General features: G+C 63.2%; 23 protein-coding genes. 11 read left to right on the forward strand and 12 right to left on the reverse strand.

All coding sequences use genetic code 11. The annotated features are described in order from the left end of the window. Window positions 1-112 precede the first annotated feature (112 nt). From JTF07_RS11260 to JTF07_RS11270, 3 genes are read left to right on the forward strand one after another with little or no spacing between them, the layout of a single operon-like run. The gene (locus JTF07_RS11260) at window positions 113-322 is read left to right on the forward strand and encodes a helix-turn-helix transcriptional regulator (RefSeq protein WP_204234363.1); all 210 of its coding nucleotides are present in this window, start codon (window positions 113-115) and stop codon (window positions 320-322) included. Beyond that, window positions 319-882 (forward strand): hypothetical protein, encoded by a 564-nt coding sequence (locus tag JTF07_RS11265; protein WP_204234364.1) that lies wholly within the window; start codon window positions 319-321, stop codon window positions 880-882. Before JTF07_RS11260 ends, JTF07_RS11265 begins: the two co-directional genes overlap by 4 nt. 45 nt (window positions 883-927) lie before the next feature. Then, entirely contained in the window at window positions 928-1,167 is a 240-nt protein-coding gene (locus JTF07_RS11270; protein ID WP_204234365.1) for a hypothetical protein, read from the forward strand. Window positions 1,168-1,185: 18 nt separating this feature from the next. On the opposite strand, the gene JTF07_RS11275 is transcribed toward JTF07_RS11270, so the two are convergent. Beyond that, window positions 1,186-2,604: an FAD-binding oxidoreductase gene (locus JTF07_RS11275; protein ID WP_204234366.1), complete on the reverse strand. Its 1,419-nt coding sequence runs from the start codon at window positions 2,602-2,604 to the stop codon at window positions 1,186-1,188. A gap of 16 nt (window positions 2,605-2,620) precedes the next feature. On the opposite strand from JTF07_RS11275, the gene JTF07_RS11280 reads away from it, so the two are divergent. Together JTF07_RS11280 and JTF07_RS11285 are read left to right on the forward strand one after the other, a co-directional pair. Beyond that, window positions 2,621-3,532, forward strand: a complete 912-nt coding sequence (locus JTF07_RS11280; protein ID WP_204234367.1) for a sigma-70 family RNA polymerase sigma factor — start codon at window positions 2,621-2,623, stop codon at window positions 3,530-3,532. A gap of 179 nt (window positions 3,533-3,711) precedes the next feature. Then, window positions 3,712-4,008 carry a hypothetical protein gene (locus JTF07_RS11285; RefSeq protein ID WP_096162434.1) on the forward strand — a complete coding sequence of 99 codons (297 nt, stop codon included), beginning with the start codon at window positions 3,712-3,714 and terminating at the stop codon, window positions 4,006-4,008. Window positions 4,009-4,063: 55 nt separating this feature from the next. On the opposite strand, the gene JTF07_RS11290 is transcribed toward JTF07_RS11285, so the two are convergent. Continuing rightward, complete coding sequence (locus JTF07_RS11290) at window positions 4,064-5,821, reverse strand: FAD-dependent oxidoreductase (protein ID WP_204234368.1); 1,758 nt, start codon at window positions 5,819-5,821, stop codon at window positions 4,064-4,066. Window positions 5,822-5,898: 77 nt separating this feature from the next. Here JTF07_RS11290 and JTF07_RS11295 point away from each other — a divergent pair, with 77 nt between their 5' ends. Next, window positions 5,899-6,894, forward strand: a complete 996-nt coding sequence (locus JTF07_RS11295) for a LysR family transcriptional regulator (protein ID WP_204234369.1) — start codon at window positions 5,899-5,901, stop codon at window positions 6,892-6,894. Between the two features lie 19 nt (window positions 6,895-6,913). Here the strand turns inward: JTF07_RS11295 and JTF07_RS11300 are convergent, their stop codons facing one another. The 6 genes from JTF07_RS11300 to JTF07_RS11325 all read right to left on the reverse strand — a co-directional run bounded on the left by JTF07_RS11300 (window position 6,914) and on the right by JTF07_RS11325 (window position 11,356). Then, entirely contained in the window at window positions 6,914-7,624 is a 711-nt protein-coding gene (locus JTF07_RS11300; RefSeq protein ID WP_204234370.1) for an NADPH-dependent F420 reductase, read from the reverse strand. A 107-nt stretch (window positions 7,625-7,731) separates the two neighbouring features. Then, window positions 7,732-8,571 (reverse strand): NADPH-dependent F420 reductase, encoded by an 840-nt coding sequence (locus JTF07_RS11305; protein ID WP_353843962.1) that lies wholly within the window; start codon window positions 8,569-8,571, stop codon window positions 7,732-7,734. Window positions 8,572-8,601: 30 nt separating this feature from the next. Then, window positions 8,602-8,985, reverse strand: coding sequence for a MerR family transcriptional regulator (locus tag JTF07_RS11310; RefSeq protein ID WP_204234371.1), 384 nt, complete (start codon window positions 8,983-8,985; stop codon window positions 8,602-8,604). A gap of 16 nt (window positions 8,986-9,001) precedes the next feature. Next, entirely contained in the window at window positions 9,002-9,985 is a 984-nt protein-coding gene (locus JTF07_RS11315; protein WP_204234372.1) for an LLM class flavin-dependent oxidoreductase, read from the reverse strand. Window positions 9,986-10,159: 174 nt separating this feature from the next. Then, a complete protein-coding gene (locus JTF07_RS11320) occupies window positions 10,160-10,810 on the reverse strand; it encodes a copper resistance CopC family protein (protein ID WP_204234373.1) in 651 nt (216 codons plus the stop codon). A 33-nt stretch (window positions 10,811-10,843) separates the two neighbouring features. After that, complete coding sequence (locus tag JTF07_RS11325; protein WP_204234374.1) at window positions 10,844-11,356, reverse strand: low molecular weight protein-tyrosine-phosphatase; 513 nt, start codon at window positions 11,354-11,356, stop codon at window positions 10,844-10,846. Between the two features lie 109 nt (window positions 11,357-11,465). On the opposite strand from JTF07_RS11325, the gene JTF07_RS11330 reads away from it, so the two are divergent. Continuing rightward, window positions 11,466-13,412: a M13 family metallopeptidase gene (locus JTF07_RS11330; protein WP_204234375.1), complete on the forward strand. Its 1,947-nt coding sequence runs from the start codon at window positions 11,466-11,468 to the stop codon at window positions 13,410-13,412. A 274-nt stretch (window positions 13,413-13,686) separates the two neighbouring features. On the opposite strand, the gene JTF07_RS11335 is transcribed toward JTF07_RS11330, so the two are convergent. Next, window positions 13,687-14,466, reverse strand: coding sequence for an enoyl-CoA hydratase-related protein (locus JTF07_RS11335; protein WP_204234376.1), 780 nt, complete (start codon window positions 14,464-14,466; stop codon window positions 13,687-13,689). 71 nt (window positions 14,467-14,537) lie between these two features. Here JTF07_RS11335 and JTF07_RS11340 point away from each other — a divergent pair, with 71 nt between their 5' ends. Together JTF07_RS11340 and JTF07_RS11345 are read left to right on the forward strand one after the other, a co-directional pair. Further along, window positions 14,538-15,431: an alpha/beta hydrolase family protein gene (locus JTF07_RS11340; RefSeq protein ID WP_204234377.1), complete on the forward strand. Its 894-nt coding sequence runs from the start codon at window positions 14,538-14,540 to the stop codon at window positions 15,429-15,431. Further along, the gene (locus JTF07_RS11345) at window positions 15,428-15,865 is read left to right on the forward strand and encodes a MarR family winged helix-turn-helix transcriptional regulator (protein ID WP_204234378.1); all 438 of its coding nucleotides are present in this window, start codon (window positions 15,428-15,430) and stop codon (window positions 15,863-15,865) included. Before JTF07_RS11340 ends, JTF07_RS11345 begins: the two co-directional genes overlap by 4 nt. 43 nt (window positions 15,866-15,908) lie before the next feature. Here JTF07_RS11345 and JTF07_RS11350 read toward each other — a convergent pair whose 3' ends face one another. Next, window positions 15,909-17,423: a DUF1684 domain-containing protein gene (locus tag JTF07_RS11350; protein ID WP_353843943.1), complete on the reverse strand. Its 1,515-nt coding sequence runs from the start codon at window positions 17,421-17,423 to the stop codon at window positions 15,909-15,911. A gap of 184 nt (window positions 17,424-17,607) precedes the next feature. Between JTF07_RS11350 and JTF07_RS11355 the strand changes: the two genes are divergently transcribed. After that, window positions 17,608-18,987, forward strand: a complete 1,380-nt coding sequence (locus JTF07_RS11355) for a M18 family aminopeptidase (RefSeq protein WP_204234380.1) — start codon at window positions 17,608-17,610, stop codon at window positions 18,985-18,987. A 418-nt stretch (window positions 18,988-19,405) separates the two neighbouring features. On the opposite strand, the gene JTF07_RS11360 is transcribed toward JTF07_RS11355, so the two are convergent. Together JTF07_RS11360 and JTF07_RS11365 are read right to left on the reverse strand one after the other, a co-directional pair. After that, on the reverse strand, window positions 19,406-20,398 hold the full coding sequence (locus JTF07_RS11360) for a TAXI family TRAP transporter solute-binding subunit (protein WP_252199752.1): 993 nt from the start codon (window positions 20,396-20,398) through the stop codon (window positions 19,406-19,408). A 16-nt stretch (window positions 20,399-20,414) separates the two neighbouring features. Further along, window positions 20,415-22,661 carry a TRAP transporter permease gene (locus tag JTF07_RS11365; RefSeq protein ID WP_252199753.1) on the reverse strand — a complete coding sequence of 749 codons (2,247 nt, stop codon included), beginning with the start codon at window positions 22,659-22,661 and terminating at the stop codon, window positions 20,415-20,417. 338 nt (window positions 22,662-22,999) lie between these two features. Between JTF07_RS11365 and JTF07_RS11370 the strand changes: the two genes are divergently transcribed. Then, the gene (locus JTF07_RS11370) at window positions 23,000-23,770 is read left to right on the forward strand and encodes an amidohydrolase family protein (protein ID WP_204234381.1); all 771 of its coding nucleotides are present in this window, start codon (window positions 23,000-23,002) and stop codon (window positions 23,768-23,770) included. The last annotated feature ends 4 nt before the right edge of the window (window positions 23,771-23,774 follow it).

Here is a 23,774-nt window from a genome sequence, read left to right on the forward strand (position 1 = left end):
TCAGTGATCAGGGAATTGCTGTGTCAAATATTCTTGACATTAAGATGTCAACGATGCTTTACTTTTTATGTAAAGAATCATTGACATTGCAAATGAGGTGCGAGGAAGCAGTATGGATGTTCAGACGTCGAGCCTCAAACAGGTTCGCAAGGCGGCTGGCTACACGCAGGCCCAGCTCGCCCAGCTCACAGGCGTATCGCGTCAGACCATCATCGCCACCGAACGCGGCGACTACGCACCCAGCGTGTACCTGGCACTGCGGATCGCCCACTCCCTCGACACCACTGTCGAAGAGATCTTCTCACTTCAGGAGGAAGCATGAGCAACACCGACAAGGCTCACCGGCCCAACGCTCTGGCCGACCGGATCGCGGGACTCAACGATCCGTCGATGGGAGATGAGCGCGAACGCGATGTCATCCTCCGGGCGTATATGTTCGGCTCGGTCCTCACCATCTACGTCTTCCTTGCCCTCGCCGTTCTCTTCGCAGTCATCGGAGCAGGATTCTGGACCCTTCCTCTGCTGCTTGGCTCAGGAGTGCTGAGTGTCGCAGCGGCCAGTTACTGCAAACGTGAAAACGTCGATTTTGACCTCGCAACGGCGCTCTCTTCGCCGAGGCGGCTCATCATCTCCTACGTCACATGTGGTGCGTTCGCAATCGCCTGGGTCTTCGCCATCGGGTTCCATCAGATCACCGGCCGCCCTCTTCTCCCAGCAGGATTGGGTTCGATTGTGGAAAGCGCCAACGGCAGTTCCCTTGTGATCGGCGGGATCGTTGGAATGGTCCTTGCGATTGCGGCGATGACCATCACCCGCCAGCGCAAGCTCAAGCAGGCCCGCCTCCAGGCCGCTCGGGCCGCCGAGATCGAAGACGAGGACTGATACCCGCCTCGTCAGCAGCAAAACTACCCGCTGCAACGGGATGAAGTGGCATTACCCGTCAGCGTCCTGCTCATCGGAGACCTACTGCAGGCCATCGGCACAGGCCTACTCACACCGATCGGCATGAACATCACCCTGGCTGTCTCCCCGCGTGAGGAGTTGGACATGGTCATGGGCATCATGGCCGCCATGACCATATTGGGGCCGGTGCGGGAGCAACGTTCTGGTCAGCGCGCCGCGACTCAGTTGACTGACGCGCATGAGGGGAAGCTGCCCGCAGTCTGAACGCCACACACGGCAAGCTCATCTCAGGTTGCTGAAGTTCCCGCGGAAGACCCCGGCCGGGTCCCGCTCCTCCTTGAGCCGACGCAGCCGCAGCAGCGACTCTGCGGGCAGCGCATCCGCGAGGCTCTCGCTCGGGTTGAGGAACGTCACCGGCTTGCGTCCGGTCGTCGGCAGAGTCCGCGCCAGATCTGCCTGCTTCTTCGTGATGGACTCAGCGGCCACCTCGGTGATGGGCAGTCCGAACATGTAGACGCTGAACTGTTCGCTCAGTGCCCCGTGCGGATTGTCAGTTGCTCGTGCAAGCGCTCCGCCGAGGTGCCTGACCTGCACCGATAGCAACGGGTCAATGGGTGTCTCCAGCAGAGCGTCGAGCGCGGCATCATCCAGAGTGGTGAGCAGCTCTGCGCGGGAGCTGCCGGGAACAGGGTCGGTCGGTTCGGCAGTGATGGTTCCCAGTTCTGCCACGCTCATCAATGCACGAGTGTCAGAGAGCGGCGTCGGCAACGCTTCGCTCGCGCGCATCAGACTGCGAGCCTCGGCCTCCTCCCCGAGGGAGGTTGAGTCGATCGCGACCATCGGGTCTGCGCCGGGGAAGCTGAGGAGCTCCAGCCACAGATTCAGATGATCCGGCGCAGTCGCCGTCATCGACCGGAACACCTCGGCGACCTCCCTGGCATGGACGGCTGGCCAGAGTTGGCGCCCACCGAACACCTTCGGAGCCTCGTGCAGCTGAACCTCAAGACCGGTGACGATGACGAGTTCGCTTCCCCCGCCGCGCAGAGCCCAGTAGAGCTCGGGATCCGTATCCGCTGTGACCCGTCGGGCCTGACCCTCGGCGTCGACGATGTCGAATGCGCGGATGTTGTCACCCACCCACCCGAAGGACCGGCCGAACCAGCTCAGGCCACCGCCGAGGGCAACACCGGCCACCGTCACCACTGGTGAACTGCCTGGAAGTCCCGTGAGTCCGTGCTTGGCTGCGGCAATCTGCAGCTGCCCGGCTTTTGTGCCGGATCCGATCGTTGCCGTGCGCTGGCTCAGGTCGATGTCGATCGAATTGAGCTGGGTGGTTCGTAAGAGGATCGCCCCGCCTGCTCGCCCGGTCGCGCCGTGGCCGGACGGTTGGGTCGCGATCGACAGGCCCTGAGCCCGGGCGAAGCGCACAAGATTGCTGATGTCGCCGACGTCAGCCGCCTCGACCACGGCGAGGACGTCCTGGTCGATGGCGCGATTCCATGGTCGATGAACCTCGTCGAAATCTGCGCTGCCGGGGAACCAGAGGCGTCCCTGGACAGTTGCTTGCAGCTGGACAAGAATGGATGTCGGCAGAAGAGTCACAATTGCTCCTTGGCTGGTGTTGGTGCGGATGTTGGTCAGTCCGACATCTGCCGAACGTACCCATGAGTCGTTTCCCACGACGAAAACGTGACGAGTCACCACCGGCAGGATGGCTATGACATCGAATTCGACGCCCCACCCCCTCGCCGAGGTGGCCGATCAGTTCTCCCTCCATCGACCCAAGCTGTTCGCCATCGCCTACCGCAGCATGGGATCTCCCTGGGCCGCTGATGACGTGGTGCAGGAGACGTGGATTCGATTGCAACGAGCAGACATCGCGGCCGTCGACAACCTCGAGGCGTGGTTGACGACGGTGACCTCCCGAGTGTGCATCGACCTCATCCGCCGCGACGCCGCGAGACGCGAAGACCTGCGCTGGTCCGCGTCGGCCGAAGAGACGGCGGCGGAGGAAGCGCTGGAGGGTCAACCGGCAGACAGTGCCGTGCTCAAGGTCGATCTGTCGGCTGCTTTGGCCATTGTCCTCGATACTTTGGGGCCTCTGGAGCGTCTCGCGTTGGTCTTGCACGACTTCTTCGCGCTGACCTATAACGACATCGCCCCCATCGTCGACCGCACGCCCATCGCGACCCGCCAGCTGGCGTCCCGTGCACGAGCGCGCCTGCGTCGCGTTGACGTCACCAGCGTTCAACACAGGCAAGAGTCTGCGATCACGGCCTTTCTCTCCGCAGCCCGTGAGGGAGATTTCGGCGGTCTGCTCCAACTGCTTGATCCCGAGATCGAACTGCGCAGCGACCCAATGGCCGTGGGGTTGGCCCGGGCTGGTGCAGAATTCGGCGCACCTCTCCTCGATCGCGAAATCGCCGGCGCTGACGCCGTGGCCCGAGTTTTCAACGGACGCGCTCAGGCGACCAGACTTGTCCATATCGATGGCGTTCCCGCTGCCGCGTACCTCGTCGATGGCGCTCCTCGGGCAATCTACTGGTTCCGGTTCGCATATGGCAGGGTCGTCTCCGTCGATGTGCTCGCCGATGAGACGATCCTGGCCTGTCTCGACATCATGGTCTAGGTGTCGTTCAAGAACTCGGAACTCGTAGGCACTGTGGACAACGCCGGTAATACCGGTAACGCAGTCAATACAGAATGCGAGACATTTTTTACTCAACGATCCTTGTCAGTTATTGTAGTCCTCGGCGCTATTCCGCGCTCAACGTCGAGCACAATTACAGAGGAGATTTCCGGGCACCCATGAGCTGGGCATTCGGTGGTGTGATCAACGTGGAATCAGTTATCTGGAGCGCCATCACCCTCAGCCTCATCACCGGAATGCTGTCGAAGGCATTGCCTCGAGTTCCGGGCGCGGTCGTGGGAACCGCGTGGGGAGCCACTGCACTGGCGGTGACCGGAGCTCTTCTCGTCAGAGACACCGCCGACACCAACCTTGAGATCGTTGGGCTCGGGCTCTTAGCCACTTTCCCGGCCTTCCTCACAGGTTTCACCCTGATCAGCCTCGTCGGGGATTGGAAGCGCGAGCTCACCGCCTGACAGCTCTGGCGGTGAGCTCGCGGCCCGAGGAACGCCGTCTCACTCCACTGCTGCTTCACTCCACGAGCTTGCCGACCTGGCTGATCTCCTCGACTCGCATGAGCTCGGCGACCTCGGGATCGACGGCGGGAATACTCTCCTTCACCACCCCGGTCGATGGCGACCACACGAGGTTGACCTGCAGGTTCTCATCCTGCTCGGGGTAGTCGCTGCGGTTGTGGCAGCCACGGGTCTCGCGGCGCTCGAGTGCGCATTCCAGCGTGGCGCGCGCTGCCAGAGCCGAGGATCTGAGGTCGAAGGCGTGTGAGAGGTCGGAGTAGCCGGCGATGTCGGGGTGGATGCCCACGTCGCTCATGCGCGTTTCGATCGACGCGAGCTTCTCGAGCCCTTCGGCCAATCCGGCCTCATCGCGGACGACTCCGGCATGGGCGGTCATGAGGTTGCGGATCTCGCGCTGCAGCGCCCTGACATTCTCCGTCCCCTCGGAGGACAGGAGATCATCGATCTCAGCTCTCGCCTCGGCGATGGCAGATTGCGACCGCACCTGCGCCCCCAGCTCAGACGAGTACGCGATGGCGGACTGACCGACGATGCGGCCGAAGACGAGGAGTTCGATGAGCGAATTGCCGCCGAGGCGGTTGGCCCCGTGCAGCCCGGACGAGGCCTCGCCGATGGCCCAGAGTCCCTCGACGTCGGTGCTGTGCTCGACCGGGTCGACCCACACCCCGCCCATCGAGTAGTGCGCGGTCGGGGCGATCTCGATCGGTGACTGGGTGATGTCGAGCATCTGCGTCTCCATCATCGTCTGGAACACGCGGGGCAGCCGGTTCATGATGGTTTCGCGTGGCAGGTGGGAGACGTCGAGCCAGATGCCGCCGTTCTCCGTGCCGCGGCCCTCGGCGATCTCGGTGTAGGCGGCTAGGGCCACACGGTCGCGGGTGGAGAGTTCCATGCGCTCGGGGTCGTAGCGTTCCATGAACCGCTCTCCCAGTCCGTTGCGTAAGATTCCGCCCTCACCACGTGCGGCTTCGGAGACGAGGGTGCCGGCAGCGTTCTCTGGTTCGATGATGCCTGATGGGTGGAACTGGACGAGCTCGGCGTCGCGCAGGCGGGCTCCTGCCTCGACGGCCAGGCGGAAGGAGTCGCCGGTGTTCTCGTCGCGGCGGGAGGATGTGCGGCGCCAGATCCGGTTGTGGCCACCGGCTGCGAGGATGACCGCGTCGGCATGGATCCGGTAGCGGGAGCCGTCGACGATGTCGAAGCCGAATGCGCCGAAGATGCGACCGTCGGCGACGAGGAGTTTGGTGATGTAGACGCGGTCGAGGATAGGGACATTCAGGGCCTCGGCACGATGAATGAGGGTGCGCTGGATTTCGAGTCCCGTGTAGTCGCCGGCGAAAGCGGTGCGACGCCAGGTGTGGGCGCCGAAGAAGCGCTGCGAGATCCGACCGTCGTCCTCCTTCGCGAAGTCCATTCCGTATCGCTCCAGGTCAGAGATTCCCTGCTCGGCTCCCTGGGTGACGATTTCGACGGTGCGGGGGTTGGCGAGGTCATAGGATTCCTTGATCGTGTCGGCTGCGTGCTGCTGCCAGGAGTCGTCGGGGTCCATCGTGGCCAGGGCCGCGTTGATGCCGCCGGCGGCCAGCGAGGTGTGCGCGTCGTCCTTGGGTCGCTTGCCGACGGCGAGGACGTCGGTGCCGGATTCGGCGACCTCGATCGCGGCGCGCAGGCCGGATCCGCCGGTGCCGATGACCAGCACCGAGGTGGAGATCGTGTGTTCGTGTGCGTGGGCATTTCCCTGTGTGGAGTTCATGTATTCCACGCTAGGTTCGGCCGCCTCATGCGTCCAATGTATTGTTTCGCTTGAGTTGATAGCGATACGCTATGAACATGAATCTGGAACAGCTCGCGAGCTTCGTCGAGATCGCCAACACCGGTCATTTCACGAGGGCCGCTGCCACGCTTCACCTGGCCCAACCCTCATTGAGTCGGCAGATCTCGACGCTGGAGAAGGAGCTCGGCTCCGAACTCTTCCATCGCGCCCATGGACACATCAGTCTCACCGCCGCAGGCGATACGCTGCTGCCGACCGCTCGACGAATGCTCGCCGACGCCGAGGCGGTCCGTCGTGACATGGATGAGCTCGCCGGGCTGCGCAAGGGGCGGATCCGTTTGGGCGCGACTCCGACGCTGTGCGTCAGCCTCGTCGCCGAGGCGATCAGCAGCTTCCATCATGAGCATCCCGGGGTCGAGCTCGAGCTTGTCGAGAAGGGGTCGCGTGAGCTCATCGAGGCGCTGGGTGCCGGCGAACTGGACCTTGCACTCATCACGCGGACGTTGACTCCGAGCGCGCAGATGCCGAGGTTGCGGATGCGGGAAGTGCTCAGTGAGGACCTGGTGGTGATTGCGGGGGCGGATGGCGGTTCGGGCGGGCTCGGCTCACCGACGGATTCCGATGGAGGACGGGGAGGTGCTCTACTCCTGCCCGGTGAGACGGTCACGTTGGCGGAGGTCGCGGCACTCCCCCAGGTGCTGTTCCATCACGGATACGATCTGCGCGAAGCCACCTCGGCGGCCTTCGATGCGGCCAGGTTGGCACCGAACATCGTCGTCGAGGGAGCCGAGATGGACGCAGTGCTGCGCTTCGTCGAACGCGGACTGGGGGTCGCAATCGTCCCGGCCATGGTCCTCGTCGATCGGCCGCGCCTGACCTCGGCACAGCTGCTGGAGCCGAGCCTCTCACGCACGGTCAGCCTCGCCACCCGAGCGGACGTACGGCCGACCAGAGCCGCCTCGGCGATGGAGACAACGATCCTCTCGACTGCGAGGGCCCTGACCGAGGAGGACACCGGACTGGCGGCGTATGTGCGGCTTGTAGACCGATGATGCCCCCGGCGGCTGATTCCTACATGAACTCGCCCACCTTTTTCATTGCCGCGTCGAAATCTTCAATCTGGTCGCGGTCTTCGTGGTACCTGCCGATGTCCTGGCGGGTGGTCTGCTGCAGTCCGGTGCGCATCTCATCGGCAGTCATGTCCTTGCAGTAGATAGGTGTTCCGGGCTGCAGTCGCCATGATTGCCCAAGATCGCCACCGTCTACAGGGTCGAACCCGAGCTGGACGATGAGCTCAGATACCTTCTGCTTGTCCTCTCCAGACGGCCCAGCGACAGTGAGGCCCAACTTCTGGCCCTCGTCATCCGTCCCCTTGTATTTCAAACTGGGGGCACCAATATTATTGAACACCTTGAAAACTGGACGCCCAAGGATGCCAGCGACCCACTCGCTGTCGGCAGTACCCTGATCGAGCGCGTCAATGTTGCCGTCTCGGACAGGGTAGTAGTTGCCGGTGTCGATCACGATCGGCACGGACATCAGTGTGGATTTGAGGGACTCCGACAGTGTGCCGATCGCCTTCTGCGGGAGGCTGAGAATCACGATGTCGACGCCATCAGCAGCCTCATCCGCCCACACTGGCGTGATCCCATCGTCGTTCTCAAACTCGGTCAATGACGACGGCTCCCGCGAGTTCGCGATGCGCACCCGATGTCCGATCGACGCGAGCTTGCGGGCGAGCGTTCCCCCGACGAGTCCAGCTCCGATGATTCCAATTCTCATATGTGTCCTCTTCCATCGTGTGACCCCTCATCCGGGAGACCATCTCACATGCAGTTCGTGACCATCACACGCGATCGTGTCGATCCTTGTCTGCCGGATAATCCGGTTTACATGAATAGGACGCGACTGAGTCGTACCCCGAAGCTTGAATCGGGGTTGGTGGTGCTGTCACCTGCTCGCTCAGCGAAGGCAGCAACAGCAATATCTCGCCGTTTCGGCAGCCGTTCCGCCTGCGCTGAGGCCAATGCCTCGGGCAATTCTTCGCCGGTGAGGTCCGTGCAGTACGCAGGCGCACCGGGCTGCTGTCGCCAGGAGTCGGCCAAGCGACCAGCATCGAACCCGTCGAATCCGGTGTCGCTGACCAGGTCCATGCCGATTTGACGATGCGTCGGATCGTCGGCTGCGACAGGAATAGCGATGCGATCGGCGCCGCCTGCAGGTTCGCCCTTCTCCGCCAGTGAGGCGGAACCGATGGCATTCCACGCTTTGACGACCGGGCGACCCAACTGCTCGGTCACCCAGAGGCTCTCGACCTGCCCGGCGTCAATCGCCTCGACCCTGCTGTCGCGGACCGGGTAGTAGTTCGAGGTGTCGATGACGATCGTCTCGGGTGCTGCACCGGCAATCGTCGCAGCGATCTGCGGCATGCGATTGAGAGGAATGGAAAGGATCACGACGTCGACATCTCTCACGGCCTCATCCGCCGTGACGGCCTCCGCTCCACCTGCCAGCACCTCAGCGCCGATCGTTTCTGGCCCGCGCGAATTGGCGACCTTCACCTCATGCCCTGCTGAGCTCAATGTGCGGGTCAAGGTCTCCCCGATGTGCCCGACGCCGATAATGCCGATCTTCATGTCGCTCCTCATCTGTCCTGAGTTCGAGTCGGCCTTGCTTCGGCCGATTTTCTCGTTGTACCCCCATCGTCCAACGTTGACATAAATGTCAATGTCAAGAACGGAGCAAAATCACTCGAGGGATCAGGTCAGCGAGACTTCATCCGCACTGGCTCGATCCATCGCCGCGATGTACCGATCGAGGGCATCAAGATTCTGCTCGAGGAACGCGATGCGACCTTCCATCTTCTCCCGCTGCTCGAACAGCAACGCACGCAATTCAGGGTCGGGATCGGCCACTACGGTCTCGCGCGTATCGTTGAGACACGGAAGCATGTCGCCGATGATCCGTGTCGGGATTCCCGAGTCGAGGAGTCCGCGGACCTTGCGCACGCGTTCCACCAGGTAGTCGTCATACTCGCGGTACCCGTTGTCGAGGCGACGTGGCGCGATGAGGCCCTGCTCCTCGTAGTAGCGCAGCATTCGAGTGGGCACCTCGGTCTTCTTGGAAAGCTCACCGATTCGCATTGTGAAACTCCCGGAATCAGAACCAGGCGTCGGCGAGCAGCTTCAGGGAACGCTCGGCCGTTGCTGGGTCGTAGGCGTAGGTGACGGTGATGAGCTCATCTGCCCCGGTGCGCTCGACGAACTCTGACATCTGACGGGTCGCAGTCTCGGGTGAGCCCACGGCGCTGATCTGAAGCATCGGGTTGTCACCGCCGCCGGCCAGCTCACTCGGGTCGACCGGTGGCTGCAGCCGACGGCGGCGACCGCGGCCGATGTCGGCGAACATCTGCTTGACCGACGTGAACTCGCGCTCAGCCTCTGCGTCAGTCTCTGCCACCATGACGTTGATGCCGGCCATGACGTAGGGCTTGTCGATCTGCGCGGTCGGTGCCTCGGTGGTGAAGGATTCACGGTAGACGCGGACTGCCGCATCGATCTGATCCGGAGCGAAGTGGGAGGCCAATGAGAACGGCAAACCAAGCTGACCGGCGATCGCGGCGCCGTTCGTCGTCGAGCCCAGCACCCAGATGGGGACGTCGGTATTGGCCGAGACAGCGGATTCGATCGGCATCGTATGAGCCTTGCCCTCGGAACTGAACCAGCCCTGCATGTCATAGATGTTCTGGGCAAAGGACTGCGGTTCGGCCGAGGAACGGCTGAGCGCCTGCGCTGTCATTCCGTCTGTGCCCGGCGCGCGGCCCAGCCCAAGGTCGATGCGATCGCCATGGATGTTGGCCAAAGTGCCGTACTGCTCGGCGACCATGAGCGGAGCATGGTTGGGCAGCATCACTCCGCCTGAGCCCACACGGATCTTCTCGGTCACCGACGCAGCTTGTGAGATCAGCAGCGCCGTGGCACTCGCAGCCAGTCCCATGGTGTTGTGATGCTCAGCGAACCACAGACGACTGTAGCCGAGCTCATCGGCCAGGCGTGCGGCCTGCATCGAGGTGTCGATGGCTTCGCTGGCGGTGGATCCGTCACGGATGGGGACGAGGTCGAGAATATTCAGTGGAACGGACAAAGTGATGGGTTCCTTCGGTCGAGGGTCTAAGAGATCAGTCGTTAAGGCCAACAGCCGCGCGCCGAGGTTCTATTCCGCAAACGTGCTCAGACGCGGTGAGGCCCCGAGCACATATGCGCTCGGGGCCTCACCATCAGTTCAGAGCTGATCTCTCATGTCAGCGTCGGATCAGCATCACTCGTTCTTCGGGCCGTCTCCCGAATCATCATCATTGGTGGTGCCGGGCAGGCCCTGGGCCTTGCGCCGCATGAGGAGAACGACGATGACGATGATCGCCAGGCCGCCGACTCCGAGCAGAACGATCATCGGTGTCGACATGCCGGAATCACTTCCGGTCGATTCGCCGATCTCGCCGCGCTCTTCGGTGTCCTTGCCCGGTTCGTCGACGACGCCGCCGCCGAGTCCGGCCTGTGAGGACTCTTCGACCGAGCCGCCGGCACCTTCGGCGTCAGCGATTGTGAAGTCGAAGTCACCGGAGATCGGGTGACCGTCCGATGACACCACGCGCCAGGTGACCGTGTAGTCACCGGGCTTGAGGTTGTCGGGCAGTGCAACGGTGAGCTTCTTGCCGTCGACAGCGAGTTCACCTGCGGAGACGTTCTTGCCGTCGATGACGACCTTGACCTCGGAGCCGACCTCCTGGACTTCACCGGAGAAGGTCATCTCGATCCATTCAGGCTGCTGGTCGACCGTCGTTCCATCCTCGGGGTTCGAGGATACGAGCTGGTCGTGAGCACTGGCCGGGGCAAAAGCAAAAACACTCAAAGTAGCCACCAGCAGGGCAGCGAAGCCGAGCTTGAGGGCGGACCACGTGGTTCGAGTCATGTCAGTTTTCTCCTTCAACAATTACCTTCAGTATCACCGAGTCTGCTCGGCCAAAGAGTGCAGATAGTCTGTGATTCCCGGCACGGACACTTCAATTGTCTCAAGAGTTTCTTCGAAATCCTTTAATTGCCCCGCCCACGGGTCGGGAACATCCGGTGCGGGAGCATCGGCTGGCGTCTCCTGAGCCACCCGCGGATCGAATTCGCGCAGCATACGCAGCTGCGGGCGCACCTCGGCGGGGAGGTCTGCGATGAGGTTCTGCAGGGCCTGGTAGTGCCTGCGGGTCATCGCGATGGCCACGTCACGTTCGGCCAACCATTCGGAGGTGATCTGGCGCGCCACGTGATCCTCGGTGCGGTACCCAGCGGTCTTCAGCACCCGTGCCTGAGTGGGGTCGATGGGGTTGCCGGCCTCTTCATCGCTGATGCCGGCAGAGTCCACGACCGCCTCGGCGCCGCTTCGTTTCAGGTGGCTCTGGAGCACGCGTTCGGCTGTGACCGAACGACAGATATTGCCCGTGCACACGAACACCACGGATGCCGCCATTGTGCGTTCCTCCTCGTCGACCCGATACCCACAGCTGCGGTGGGCCACCAGCGCATGCGCGCCGGAAAATCCTGACCACTGTCCCTACTGATCACGATACTGTTGCACCATGACATCTGTTACATCGAACGCTTCGGCGCGCCCTCAGGACGATCTGTTCCGCCACATCAACGGCGAGTGGATCGACTCGTTCACCATCCCCGACGACCGTGCCGGCGACGGCGCGATGCGCGAACTCTTCGACACCGCTGAGACCAAGGTCCGCGACATCATCACCGCCGTCTCCGACGCCCCACAGGAGCCGGGCAGCGAAGGCCAGAAGGTCGCGGACGTGTTTTCCTCGTTCATGGATCTCGACCAGATCAACTCGCTCGGAGTCACTCCCCTCGATTCCTCCTTCGCCGCCATCGACGCGGCCGAGGACAAATCCGAGCTGGCGAATCTGCTCGGCCGCCTCGAGACCGAAGGCGTCGGCGGTGTCCTCGGCGGCTACGTCACCGCCGATGCGAAGGACTCCGACATCTACGCCCTCTACCTCGTTCAGGCCGGCATCTCCCTGCCCGACGAGGACTACTACTTCAACGATGACCACGCCGAGGTGCGCGTGAAGTTCGTCGATCACGTGAAGAAGATGTCCGCCCTCGGCGGGATCGGTGCCAAGAGCGGAATCTCCGACACCGAGGTGGCCGCCAAGGTGATGGCGTTCGAGACCGCCCTTGCCCGCCACCACTGGGACCGGGTCGCCTGCCGTGATGCGGAGAAGACCTACAACAAGTTCACCCTCGAGCAGCTGCGCGAACTGGGCCCGGGCTTCGACTTCGACTCCTGGTTCTCGACACTGGCTGCCGATGTCGACGGTGAGCTGTCCTACCTGGTCGTCGGCCAACCCTCTTACGTCACCGGCCTGGCCGAGGTGTGGGAGCAGACCGACATCGAGACGATCAAGACCTGGCTGCGCTTCTCCGTCCTCTCGGACACGGCCTCGCTTCTGACCGATGAGATCGTCGAGGAGGACTTCGACTTCAACGCCCGCACCCTCTCGGGCACACCTGCTCTGAGGGAGCGCTGGAAGCGCGGTGTCGGACTGGTGCAGGGCCTCCTCGGCGAGGCTGTGGGCAAACTCTACGTCGCACAGGAATTCCCACCGGCGGCCAAGGACGCGATCGACCACCTCGTCGAGATGCTCATCAAGGCCTATGACAAGTCGATCAACGAGCTCGACTGGATGAGCGCGGAGACGAAGCAGAAGGCCCTGATCAAGCTCTCGAAGTTCACACCCAAGGTCGGCTACCCCGAGGTGTGGCGCGAATACCCGGCCGCGATCGACTCCTCGGATCTGGTCGGCAATGTCCGTCGCTGCTCCCGCGCGGAGCACGTGCGCCAGATCAAGCGCATCGGCAAGGAGATCGACCGCACCGAATGGCTGATGACGCCGCAGACAGTCAACGCCTACTACCACCCGGTGATGAACGAGATCGTCTTCCCGGCCGCGATCCTGCAGCCGCCGTTCTTCGACGCCGCCGGTGATGTGGCCGCGAACTTCGGTGCCATCGGCGCGGTCATCGGCCACGAGATCGGCCATGGCTTCGATGACCAGGGTTCGCGCTACGACGGCGACGGCAACCTCGTCGACTGGTGGACGGCCGAGGATCGGGAGCGCTTCGAGGAGCGCACCAACGCCCTCATCGCCCAGTACGAGGCCCTGGTTCCGGCCGGCCTCGAATCATCACAGCATGTCAACGGCGCACTGACCGTGGGCGAGAACATCGGCGACCTGGGCGGGCTGTCCATCGGCTGGAAGGCACTTGAGCTGGAGTTGGGTCGGGTGCCGTCGTCCGATGAGGCCGCGACGTTCTTCGAAGCCTGGGCCAAGGCCTGGCGGGCGAAGATGCGCACCGAGGAGCGCGTGCGACGGCTGAGCATCGACCCCCACGCGCCGGAGGAATTCCGCTGCAACCAGGTCGTGAAGAACATGACCGCCTTCCACGACACCTACGGCGTCAAGGAATCCGACGGCATGTACCTGGCCCCAGAGGAACGCGTCACCATCTGGTGAGCCGGGTTCCTGGGCTGGCCGGCAGAGTGCTTGGGCTGGCCAGCAGGGTGCCTGGGCTGGCCAGCAGGGTGCCTGGGCTGGCCAGCAGGGTGCCTGGGCCGGTGAGCCGGGTGCTTGGGCTGGCAAGCAGAGTGCCTGACCCTTGGAAGTGAGCCGCCGCCTGTCTGTGCCGCCAGCAGTGACCGCACCTGCTAAACCGCCCCGACGTCACTAATGACGCGCGGCGCCGGGCGAAAATAGTGACGTCGGGGAGTTTTAGCGAGAATGCATCGGCTCAGGAGAATTGGGCGAAGTCAGGTCGGCGCTTCTCCCTGAATGCGGTGAAGGCCTCGAGCGCCTCGGGGCTGGCAAGGCGCTCAACGAACAGTGCGGATTCGGCGGCGACCTGCTCCAGCGTCGGTTCCACATCACGCATCAGCCGCTTGGTCGCCGTCAGTGATCCTGCAGGCTGAGCCGAGAGCTTCGCGGCGATCGTCTGCGCCTGTTCATGGAGCTCGGCTGCAGGCACGATCGCGTTCGCGACTCCGGCCAGCACGGCCGACTGCGCATCCAGCGACTCTCCGAGCGCGAACATCGCGAATGCCCGAACGTGGCCGATTCGCTGGGTCAGCAGCCTGCTCGAGGCGGCTTCGGGAACGAGTGCGAGGCTGACGAACGGGGTGCTCAGCTGGGCGTCTTCAGTCAGAAGAACATAGTCGCAGTGCAGAAGCATTGTGGTTCCGATGCCGACAGCTTGTCCCTGCACGGCCGCCACGATGGGCGTCGAAGAGTTGACCAGCGCTCGGATGTAGCGCTGGACAGGCTTCTCTTCGGCGGAAGCGGCTCCCTTGTCAGCCGACTGCTCGGCGAAATCGCCGATGTCGTTTCCCGCAGTGAAGGTGTTGCCAGCCGAGCGCAGGACGACTGCCCGGATGGAGGAGTCTGTGTCTGCGCGCTCAAGGGCATCAGCCAGTTCGTCGTACATGTGGTTGGTCAGAGCGTTCTTCTTCGCCGTCCGCGTGAGCGTGACTGTGAGCACGCCCTGGTTCTGAGCGATCACGATGTCCTGGGCCATTGGGTCAGTCTCCTTCAGAATGATGAGCCATGGTGTTTCGCACCATCAGCATGTGAGGTAGATTACTTCGCATGCGAAATAATATCAACGAGATCGAGGCTGTGAGCGTCCGCATCCCCACATCATCCGGTCCGATCCATGGACACGTGATCGAGCCGGGGAACTCCGAGAGCATTTCCGCAGTCGTCGTGCTCCACCCGGCCACTGCTGTCCCCGAGCGTCTCTACAGGGGATTCGCTGAGTTCCTGGCCGGCGATGGCTTCGCCGTCATCACCTACGACTACCGAGGGACCGGCAACTCAGGTGCGCCGAGTGAGAACCGGGGCATCCGAATGCGCGACTGGATGGCCCTCGATGTTCCGGCAGTCGCGCAGTGGGCCAGCGAGCGGTTTCCGGATGTGCCGCAGCTTGCGGTCGGGCACAGCATCGGCGGCCATGCCCTGTCACTGGATTACGGCTCATCCGGGCTGCGGGGGTTCGTGACCGTCGCGTCTCACGCCGGTGTCACCGCCGCCATTCCGAAGCTCTCGGAGAAGCTGCGAGTCGGCCTTGTGCTGCGCGTGCTCGGCCCCCTCACGGCTCGGCTCCTCGGGTATGTGCCGGGCCGCCGCTTGGGCCTGGGTGAAGATATGCCCGGCGCGTCGATGCTGGAATGGAGCAGATGGTCGAGACTGCCCCGCTACTTCTTCGACGACCCTACAATGGGCGCCGAGGCTCGAGCGGCGCGGGTGACGACGCCTGTCCTGGCGATCGGATTCAGTGATGACCTCTGGGCGACACCCGAGCAGATCGATGCCATTGCCGATCAATTGACCAGCGCCGAGTTGGAACGACGCACCATCGACCCAGGTTCCGTGGGCGCCTCGGCGATCGGTCACATGGGATTCTTCCGGCGAACGAATCGGGACGCTCTCTGGCCCGAGGTGAGCGCGTGGCTGCGACAGCGACTGGAGTTGATCCCATGAGCCGCGCCCGCACGCCTCGCCTGATCTTCCTCCTCAGCAATGCCGAACGCGCCGTCCGACGATGGATCGAAACTCGTGGCAGGTCGAACGGCATGACGGCCGCGAAGGGCGGGGTTCTGCTGTATCTGCGCCAGAACCCGGCGGCGACAATGAGCGAACTCTCGGCAGCGCTGCGGGCTTCCCCCGCCGGTGCCAGTGGGCTGTTGGCGAGAATGGAAGCTGGCGGACTCGTCGTCCGCGCCCCGGATGAATCGGATCAGCGCATCACACGGGTCACGCTGACTCAGCAGGGCAACCACGTTGCCGGCGAGACGATGACTGCGCTCGGCAGCCTCAACGCAGCTCTGACCGAGGGATTCGATGAGCAGGAACTGGCCATAGTCGCTCGCTGGCTGAGTCACGCCGCCGACGTCCTCAACACCGCTCAGCGGTGACGGCCCCTCCAGCGTTCAGCGGTGATGGCCCGTCCAGCGCTCCTCAGCGGTGCTGGCGGATGAGGCAGACCATGCGGTAGTCGAACTCTTCCCAGCTGGTGATCGGGGCGTTTGCCTCCATGGCCGCCTCAAACTCGTCGATCTCGTCGAAGTCCGACTCCAGCGGGATGTCGTAGGACATCTCGACGTAGATGAGTCCGCTCGCATCGGTGTGCGCAACGACGAATCCGGCGTTCTGCGGCGTCAGCTCATTGTTCATCACGATGAGCAGCTTGCCGTCGGTGCCCGCGTACTCTTCCTCGATGCCGTCGACATAACCCTCGGACTCGCGCAGTTCGCGCTGAGCTCGGATGACGAACTCGGCATACGCGCCGATGCCGATCACGGGGATGCGGGAGGTCAGGGCCTCGGTCGCGACCTTGACCAGGCGCGACCTCGCCTTGCGCGTCAGCGGCGCGACATCGCCTCCGGACATGGCAACGCCGTCGAAGCCGACCAGCGATTGAGCGTTGTGTTCGTGATTCGGGTTGAGCAGCGTGGTGTCGAGTCCGAAGCGGGCATACCACGGCCGGGTCACCTCGGCGCTCTCTTCGTCCCACCACACGTAGAACAGGAACGGCACGTTGATGCCAGCTTCGGAGAAGTAGAACGGCGGGGTGCGCTCCCCCGCGGTGACCTCGAAGGGAACGACGTTGCCCTCGATCGGTGCCGGGCAGGTGGCGAAGGCAGTGAACGCGAACGGGTAGTTGACGGCCCGGTTGAAGTCGACGACCAACGAGCCGTCTTGGTTCGGGACACCGAGGTCGAGGGTCCTCCACGCGGGTGTGGAGACTCCATTCGTGGAGTCGTGGAAGTCGAGCTGCAGCCCGCTGGCGGGGTTGCCTGTGGCTAAGAGCTTCACCTCGCCTGCCTCACTGGCGAAGGAGACGGTGCCGACTGCCGGAGTCAGCACGTTCAGGTCGTCCTGCGCCGTGTTGATCGTGTGCACTTCAGGCTTCTCGAATGGAGTGAATTTGGCGAGGAACACGAAGCTGAGGTTCGGTTCGAAGACGGGAACTTCGAAGAACTTGCCCAGCAGCGGCGACTTGGAATCGCGCACTCGGATTCCGATCCGTCCGGCACGGTCGATGAGTTCGTAGAGCACATTGCCGACGGTGAACCATTGGAGTGATCCACCGGCAGGCAGCTTCGCGCTGAATCCGTTCTCTTCGACCCGCACTTCGGGCCCTGCGATCTCGGTGATCTTCGGCAGAATCGTGGTGTCGCTCGGCACCGAAGCCGAGCTGGAAGGAGACGCAGCATTGATGCTGGGGCCCGCCTCGGCGGACTTGCTCATGAGGTCGAAGGTCGCGGCAGCGGGACCGGCTTTGATCCCAGGCTCAAGGGCCACACTGACCCAACCGTCATCGTCGACGGTGAAGGTGCCGGGAGCGTCGGGCCAGGTCGTCGTGTCTTCGAGCCAGTGCAGACCGGACACACTCAGCCAGCCGAAGGGAGTCGCCAGTGCCGAGTTCCTAGAATCCCGCCATGTGTTCCATTCGGTCACGAACTGGTTCACTTCGAACACTCCTTGCATTGCATTGCTTCTTGGCGCTGGTTCACGGGTTCTCGGGTGATGGACGGCGCAGCCCGAGCGGTCGATGGCTCCTGGAGCACCGGCCCCTCGCCCGCTGCTGTGTCGACGCGGCCTCGAAAACCAATGCCCTTGTGGCCAAAGCTACCGCAAACGATAGGCTGTGAAAATGAGTACATCGCCCGTGAGACCACGTACGAAAACCCAGGTCGCAGCCGATCTGGCAGACTTCATCAGTTCTTCTCCCAGCTCCTATCATGCCACCGCGACGGCGGCTGCACGATTCGAGGCCGCAGGTTTCCTCCAACTCGACGAGCGCGAGAAATGGTCTCTCGAGCCTGGTCAGAGCCACTATGTGATTCGTGACGGTGCGATCATCGCATGGCGGACTCCGGCAAGCAAAGTCGGCGCCTCCGCCGCCCGCGCGAATGGACCGTCCAACGACTCAAGTGAACTTTTCAGCAATTCGGGTGGACTGCCCGGCACGGTTCCCGGCTTTCGCGTGTTCGGTTCTCACACGGACTCCCCAGCCTTCAAACTCAAGCCGGGCGAGGAGTTCACCGCCGAGGGAACTCGGCAAATCGGCGTCGAGATCTACGGCGGGCCGCTGCTCAACTCGTGGCTCGACCGGGAGCTCGCACTGGCTGGGCAGCTCAGCCTCGCTGACGGTTCCGTCGTCCTCGCGCAGACCCCGCCCATTGCGCGAATCCCACAACTGGCCATCCACCTCGACCGCCAGGTCAATGACGGACTGACGCTGGACAAGCAGCGCCACACGACCCCCATCATCGGCCTGGCAGGTCTGGCTGAGGCCGATGTCATCGAGATCCTCGCCGCCTCCGCCGAGGTGGATCCTGAGCAGGTCGTGGGACACGACGTCTACACGATCCCCGTTCAGTCCCCCGGGCTCTTCGGTGCCCAGGAGGAGTTCTTCGCCGCGCCGAGGTTGGACAACCTGTTGTCTGTCCACGCCGGTGTCTCCGCGTTGGTCGACGTCGATGCTGCGTCGTTGGATTCCATCGCACTCTTCGCCGGGTTCGACCATGAGGAGATCGGGTCGAGCTCACGCTCCGGTGCCTGCGGGCCCTTCCTCGCCGACGTCACCGAACGCATCATCGCCTCCCTGTTCCCAGGGTCGACGCGCAGCGACTACCTGGCTGCACTGGCCTCGTCGATCTGTGTGTCCTCCGACGCGGGGCATGCGGCCCACCCGAACTACCCGGAACGCCACGACCCTCATGTCCGGCCCCGCCTCGGCGGTGGTCCGCTGCTGAAGCTCAACGCCCAGCAGCGCTACGCCACGGATGCGGTGGGCACCGCCGTCTGGTCGCAGGCGTGCGCGGCGGCTGGTGTTGAGTACCAGAACTTCGTGTCGAACAACGCGATGCCCTGCGGGTCGACGATCGGCCCGCTGACCGCAACCCGCCTGGGCATGACCACCGTCGATGTGGGCCCGGCGCTGTATTCGATGCACTCGGCCCGCGAAATGGTCGCCATCGAGGATGCCGTGTCGCTGGGTGCGGCTGCGAAGGCGTTCCTGCAAGGTTGATCGCGGAGCCGCCGGGGTGGTCGCGTTCCCGCAGCGTGTCGCGTTCCCACGGGGTGATCGCGTTCCCACGGGGTGATCGCGTTCCCACGGGGGTGTCGCGTTCCCGCGAGATGGGGCTGAGTGCGGCGCTGTGCTGCCGTGGCCGCGGTGCGGTGCCGACATGCTGGCGCGAGGCTACTGGTTCGCGCGGAGTCGAGCTCTACAGGTTAAGTCAGGCTGAGTTGGTTGCAACCAACTCAGCCTGACTTAACGTATAGAGCTCACTCGAAGCACACCTCGCGTGCGGTTACTGGCCGGTCGAAGGATCCGCAGGACTCTGAGCCACGCGGCTTGATTCCAACCAGCCTCAGACAACCGGTCTCAGACAGCCAGCCGTCAGCCAGCGATAACCAGCCGTCAGCCAGCTGCCGGCACCTCCCTACTTGTTCAGCTCCTCCAGGGCCTTCTTCGAGCCCGGATGGAGTTTGATCGGATCAGGTGTCTCGGCGTTTTCGAGCTTGATGTCCTTTGCCGCTGCGTGGACCTTCTCCAGGTCCGCCTTCTTGTCATAGATCAGCTTCGTCAGAGCGCACGCTGTACCTTCGTCCATGTCGTTGCGGACCATGAGGACGTTGGGGGTGACGATGGTCTTGACGGTCTTCACACCCTTGTACGTATCGGCGGGGATCTCGTCGACCTCGTAGACCGGGTTGATCTCCTTCATCGGGTCCTCGAGCTTGGAGATGTCGATGAATTCGACGTCCTTGCCGTTCGAGGTGAAGAGGTCGGTGACGCCGGCCGTCGGCAACCCGCCGGACCACACCATGCCGTCGATCGTGCCGTCCTTCATTCCGTCAACGGTCTTGGTCAGGTCGAGGCGCTGAGTTGTCACATCGTCCTTCTTCAGCCCTGCCGTTTCGATGAGGCGATTGGCGATGACCTCGGTGCCGGACTTCGGCGAGCCGGTGGAGATCGTCTTACCCTTGAAGTCCTTGACGGATTTGATGCCTGCGTCCTTGCGCACGACCACGTGAGTGAAGTTCGAGTAGATGCGCGTCAGTGCCGAGATGTCTTCCGGCTTCTTGAAGTCCGCGTCACCGTTGACCGCGTCGGCCGCTGTATCGGCGAGTGAGAATGCGACGTCGTAGTCCCCGGATGACAGCTGCTGCAGGTTCTGCACGGAGGCACCGGTCTCGGCTGCGGTGGCCTTCAGATCGGAGTTGTCGGAGATGATCTGCGCCAGACCGCCGCCGAGGACGTAGTACACGCCCGTCGAGTTTCCGGTGGCGACGGTGATCTGCCCGGAGGCCGCGGTGCAGTCGCCGCCGCCCTCGCCTGCCGGTTTGGCTTCCTGCTTACCGCCGCATGAGCTCAACGCCAGCACCGCGGCAACGGCTGACGCCGTGATTGTGAACATCCTTGTTCGCTTCATGGACTTCGTCCCTTTCTCAGTTGGACTCGGCCGGAGATCCGGTCGAGTGTGTTTCGGTGGATCCGATATCGCTGGTCGTCGCCGAGGTGGTCGTCGGTTTGCGACGCAGCAGCAGGTGAACGATGACGGCGAGGATGAGAGCGGAGAACCCGATCATCATCGACATGGGCTGGAGGTAGAGCAGGGCGCCTGCGGCGATGAAGCACAGAATGCGCTCCGGCCAGCCCGCACGGCGGATGATCCAGCCACCGGCACCGGCGGCGAGTGCGGCCACGGCGAATGCGGAGACGAGCCCGGTCCATACCGCGCCGATGAATCCGCCCTGGGCCACGAGGCTCGCACCCTCGGGTGTGAAGGTGAAGGCCAGCGGGACCAGGAACGCAGGAATCGCGTACTTGCAGGCCTGCCACATCGTTGCGATGACCCGGCCACCGGTGATCGCCGAGGACGCGACGGCCGCCAGAGCTGTCGGGGGTGAGACCTCGGACAGGACGGCGTAGTAGAAGATGAACATCGCGGCGGCCGCCTCGGGGACACCGAGTGAGATCAGTGCCGGGCCGACGATGACCCAGCTGATGATGAACGAGGCCGTCACGGGCACCGCCAGTCCGAGGATGGTCACGGCCACGGCAGCGAAGATGCAGGTGAAGATGAGGACCGCGGTCGGGTCTGTCGACAGTGCCTGCGCGCCCTTGATGAGGATGTCGGAGATGACCTGGCCGAGGCCGGTCTTCGTGATCGTCGAGACGATGATGCCTGCGGCCGCGCAGACGCTGGTCACCGGCAGCACCGAGCGGATGCCCGAGGACAGTGCCCCGTAGAAGACGTCCCAGATCGCGAGGAGAATCGCTTTCGGCTCGCCGAGGCGGGAGATGACGATCTCGATGATCCCGAAGCCGATGCCCACCAGGGTGGCGTAGACGACGGCCTTGAAGGGTGCCATGCCCATGGAGAGGAAGACGACGATGATGCTCAACGAGATGAAGTGATAGAAGCCCCTCTTCAGGATGGGCCACGCGCGCAGGCCAGGAGGCGGCGTGTAGTCGACCTCGATCTTGCGGGAGTCGATTTCGATGGCGAGGAAGATACCCAGGTAGTACAGAAGGGTCGGGACCACAGCCCACAGCAGAACGAGCCCATAGGAGACGTTGAGCAGCTCCGCGATGATGAAGGCGGCGGCGCCAAGGGTCGGAGGTGAGAGGATCGCACCGATGCCGGAGGCTGCGAGCATTCCACCCGCGTTCTCCTTCGGGTAGCCCGCCTTCTTCAGCACGGGCCATGTCACGGCACCGAGTGAGACTGCAGTGGCGGTGCCGGAGCCGGATACTGTGCCCAGGAGGAAGCCGGAGAGAGCGACGGTGCGTCCCGGCGCTGCCTTCGACTTCTTGAATAGTGAGAAGCTCAGGTCGATGAAGAAGCTTGCTGCCCCGGTCTTGTCGAGGACGGCTCCGTAGATCGTGAAGAGGACGATGTAGGTGGCCGCGACGTCGAGGGGGATGCCGTAGAAGCCGGATGCATCGTTGTACAGGGCGTTGACGATCTGGTCGAAGTTCTGGCCTGCATGGGATCCTGGCCAGCCGATCGGAATGTAGGCGCCGTAGTAGCTGTAGAGGAAGAACACGATGCAGAAGATCGGCAGAATCAGGCCAGTGGTTCTGCGCGTCGCCTCAAGGACGAGGAGAAGGAGAATGCCGCCCATGATGACGTCGAGCGAGGTCAGTGAGCCCTGCCGGTTGAGGAACTCGTTGAAGCCGCCGGAGAAGAAGGGCAGTACCGGGTAGGCGCAGGTGAGGAAGGTGAGAACGACGAGCACCCAGTCGATGATCGACGGATTGTCATTCGACCGGCGATTGGCCTTCCTGCGTGTTTTCGCGGTGGAGTCAGCAGCCGCACCGCTGCCAGCGTCGACAACGCTTCCAGCGCTGCCAGAGCCGACATCACTGTCGACCGCCTCGGCGACTTCCAGCGCCTGGTCGGCGACATCGCTCTTGCGGCCGAAACCTGGCCGGTAGCAGATGAAGACCAGTGGCAGGACGAACGCCAGGAACCACATGAGGTAGTACTGATTGCCTTGAGTCAGCGGGAAGAACACCTGTTTGAGAACGAACAGTGACACGACGAAACACACGATCCCCACGCCGAGGTCGAGCCTGCGTGTCAGGGTGCGCTGAGGAAGCTCTTCATCGTACTGCGCGATCAGTTCGTCGACGTTCGTCTGCGGTATCGGGTTCGCAGGCGACGCCTCGGAAGGACGTGCGGACATCATTGTCCTTTCGGATGCTCGGGTCATGAAGCTCAAGCTATGCTGCTCAGGGACTGTTGTGAACTACCTCACAATATACCGAGCGTCCGCTCACCTTCCTCTCCCGTGTCCCGACCAGCGGTCATATTGTCGAGATCGTTACTCGCAGTGCCGATAGGTGGGACTGGGACACCGTTCTCACGGCAGTGCGCCCCCACTTCGTCGCAGGGCACCCCGACCTCGTCGCAGGGCACCCCGGCACACGACGGGGCTTCACGATTCAAGTTCCGCATTCACCGACCGAGTGGCCGCCCTTTGAGATGAAATGTGCCTTGCCATATACGGGGTAGATTGGGGCCATGAATTCTCCGACTCCGGTCTTCGACTCACACCTGCACATCATCGACCCCAAGCATCCCCTCGTCGAGAACAACGGCTACCTGCCGGGCCCCTTCACGGTCGAGGATTATCTGATGCGCGTCAGCGGTCTGGGCATTGCCGGCGGAGCAGTGGTCGCCGGGTCATTCCAAGGGTTCGACCAGTGTTACCTTGTCGATGCCTTGAGCACTCTTGGCCCCGAGTTCGTCGGCGTCACTCAACTTCCCGTCGACACATCCGATGATCGCATCCTGGAGCTCGACCGCGACGGAATCAAGGCACTGCGCTTCAACGTCGCCCGCGGAGGCTCAGCAGTCTTGGACGACATGGAACATATGGCTCGTCGAGTCTATGACCTCGCCGGGTGGCACTCGGAGCTCTACATCGATGCCCGCAGCATCGATGAGGATCTCAGTGACCGCATCGCCGGTTTGCCCGCCGTGAGCATTGACCATTTCGGTATGCACCGCGACGGACTGCCCGCCCTGCTGAAGCTGGTCGAACGTGGCGTCAAGGTGAAGGCGACAGGCTTCGGCCGAGTCGAACTCGACCCTGCCACCACGATGCGAGCGATCGTCGACGTTGACCCCTCGGCACTCATGGTGGGCACGGATCTGCCGTCGACCAGGGCTCCTCGACCGTTCGAGAACACAGATTTCGACATCATCCGTGACACCCTGTCGCCTGAAGAACTCACCGCGGTGTGCTGGGACAACGCCGCAGAGTTCTATCTGGGACGCGAACGCAACTGATCAC

Source organism: Brevibacterium sp. RIT 803, assembly GCF_016892625.1.
Lineage (GTDB): Bacteria > Actinomycetota > Actinomycetes > Actinomycetales > Brevibacteriaceae > Brevibacterium.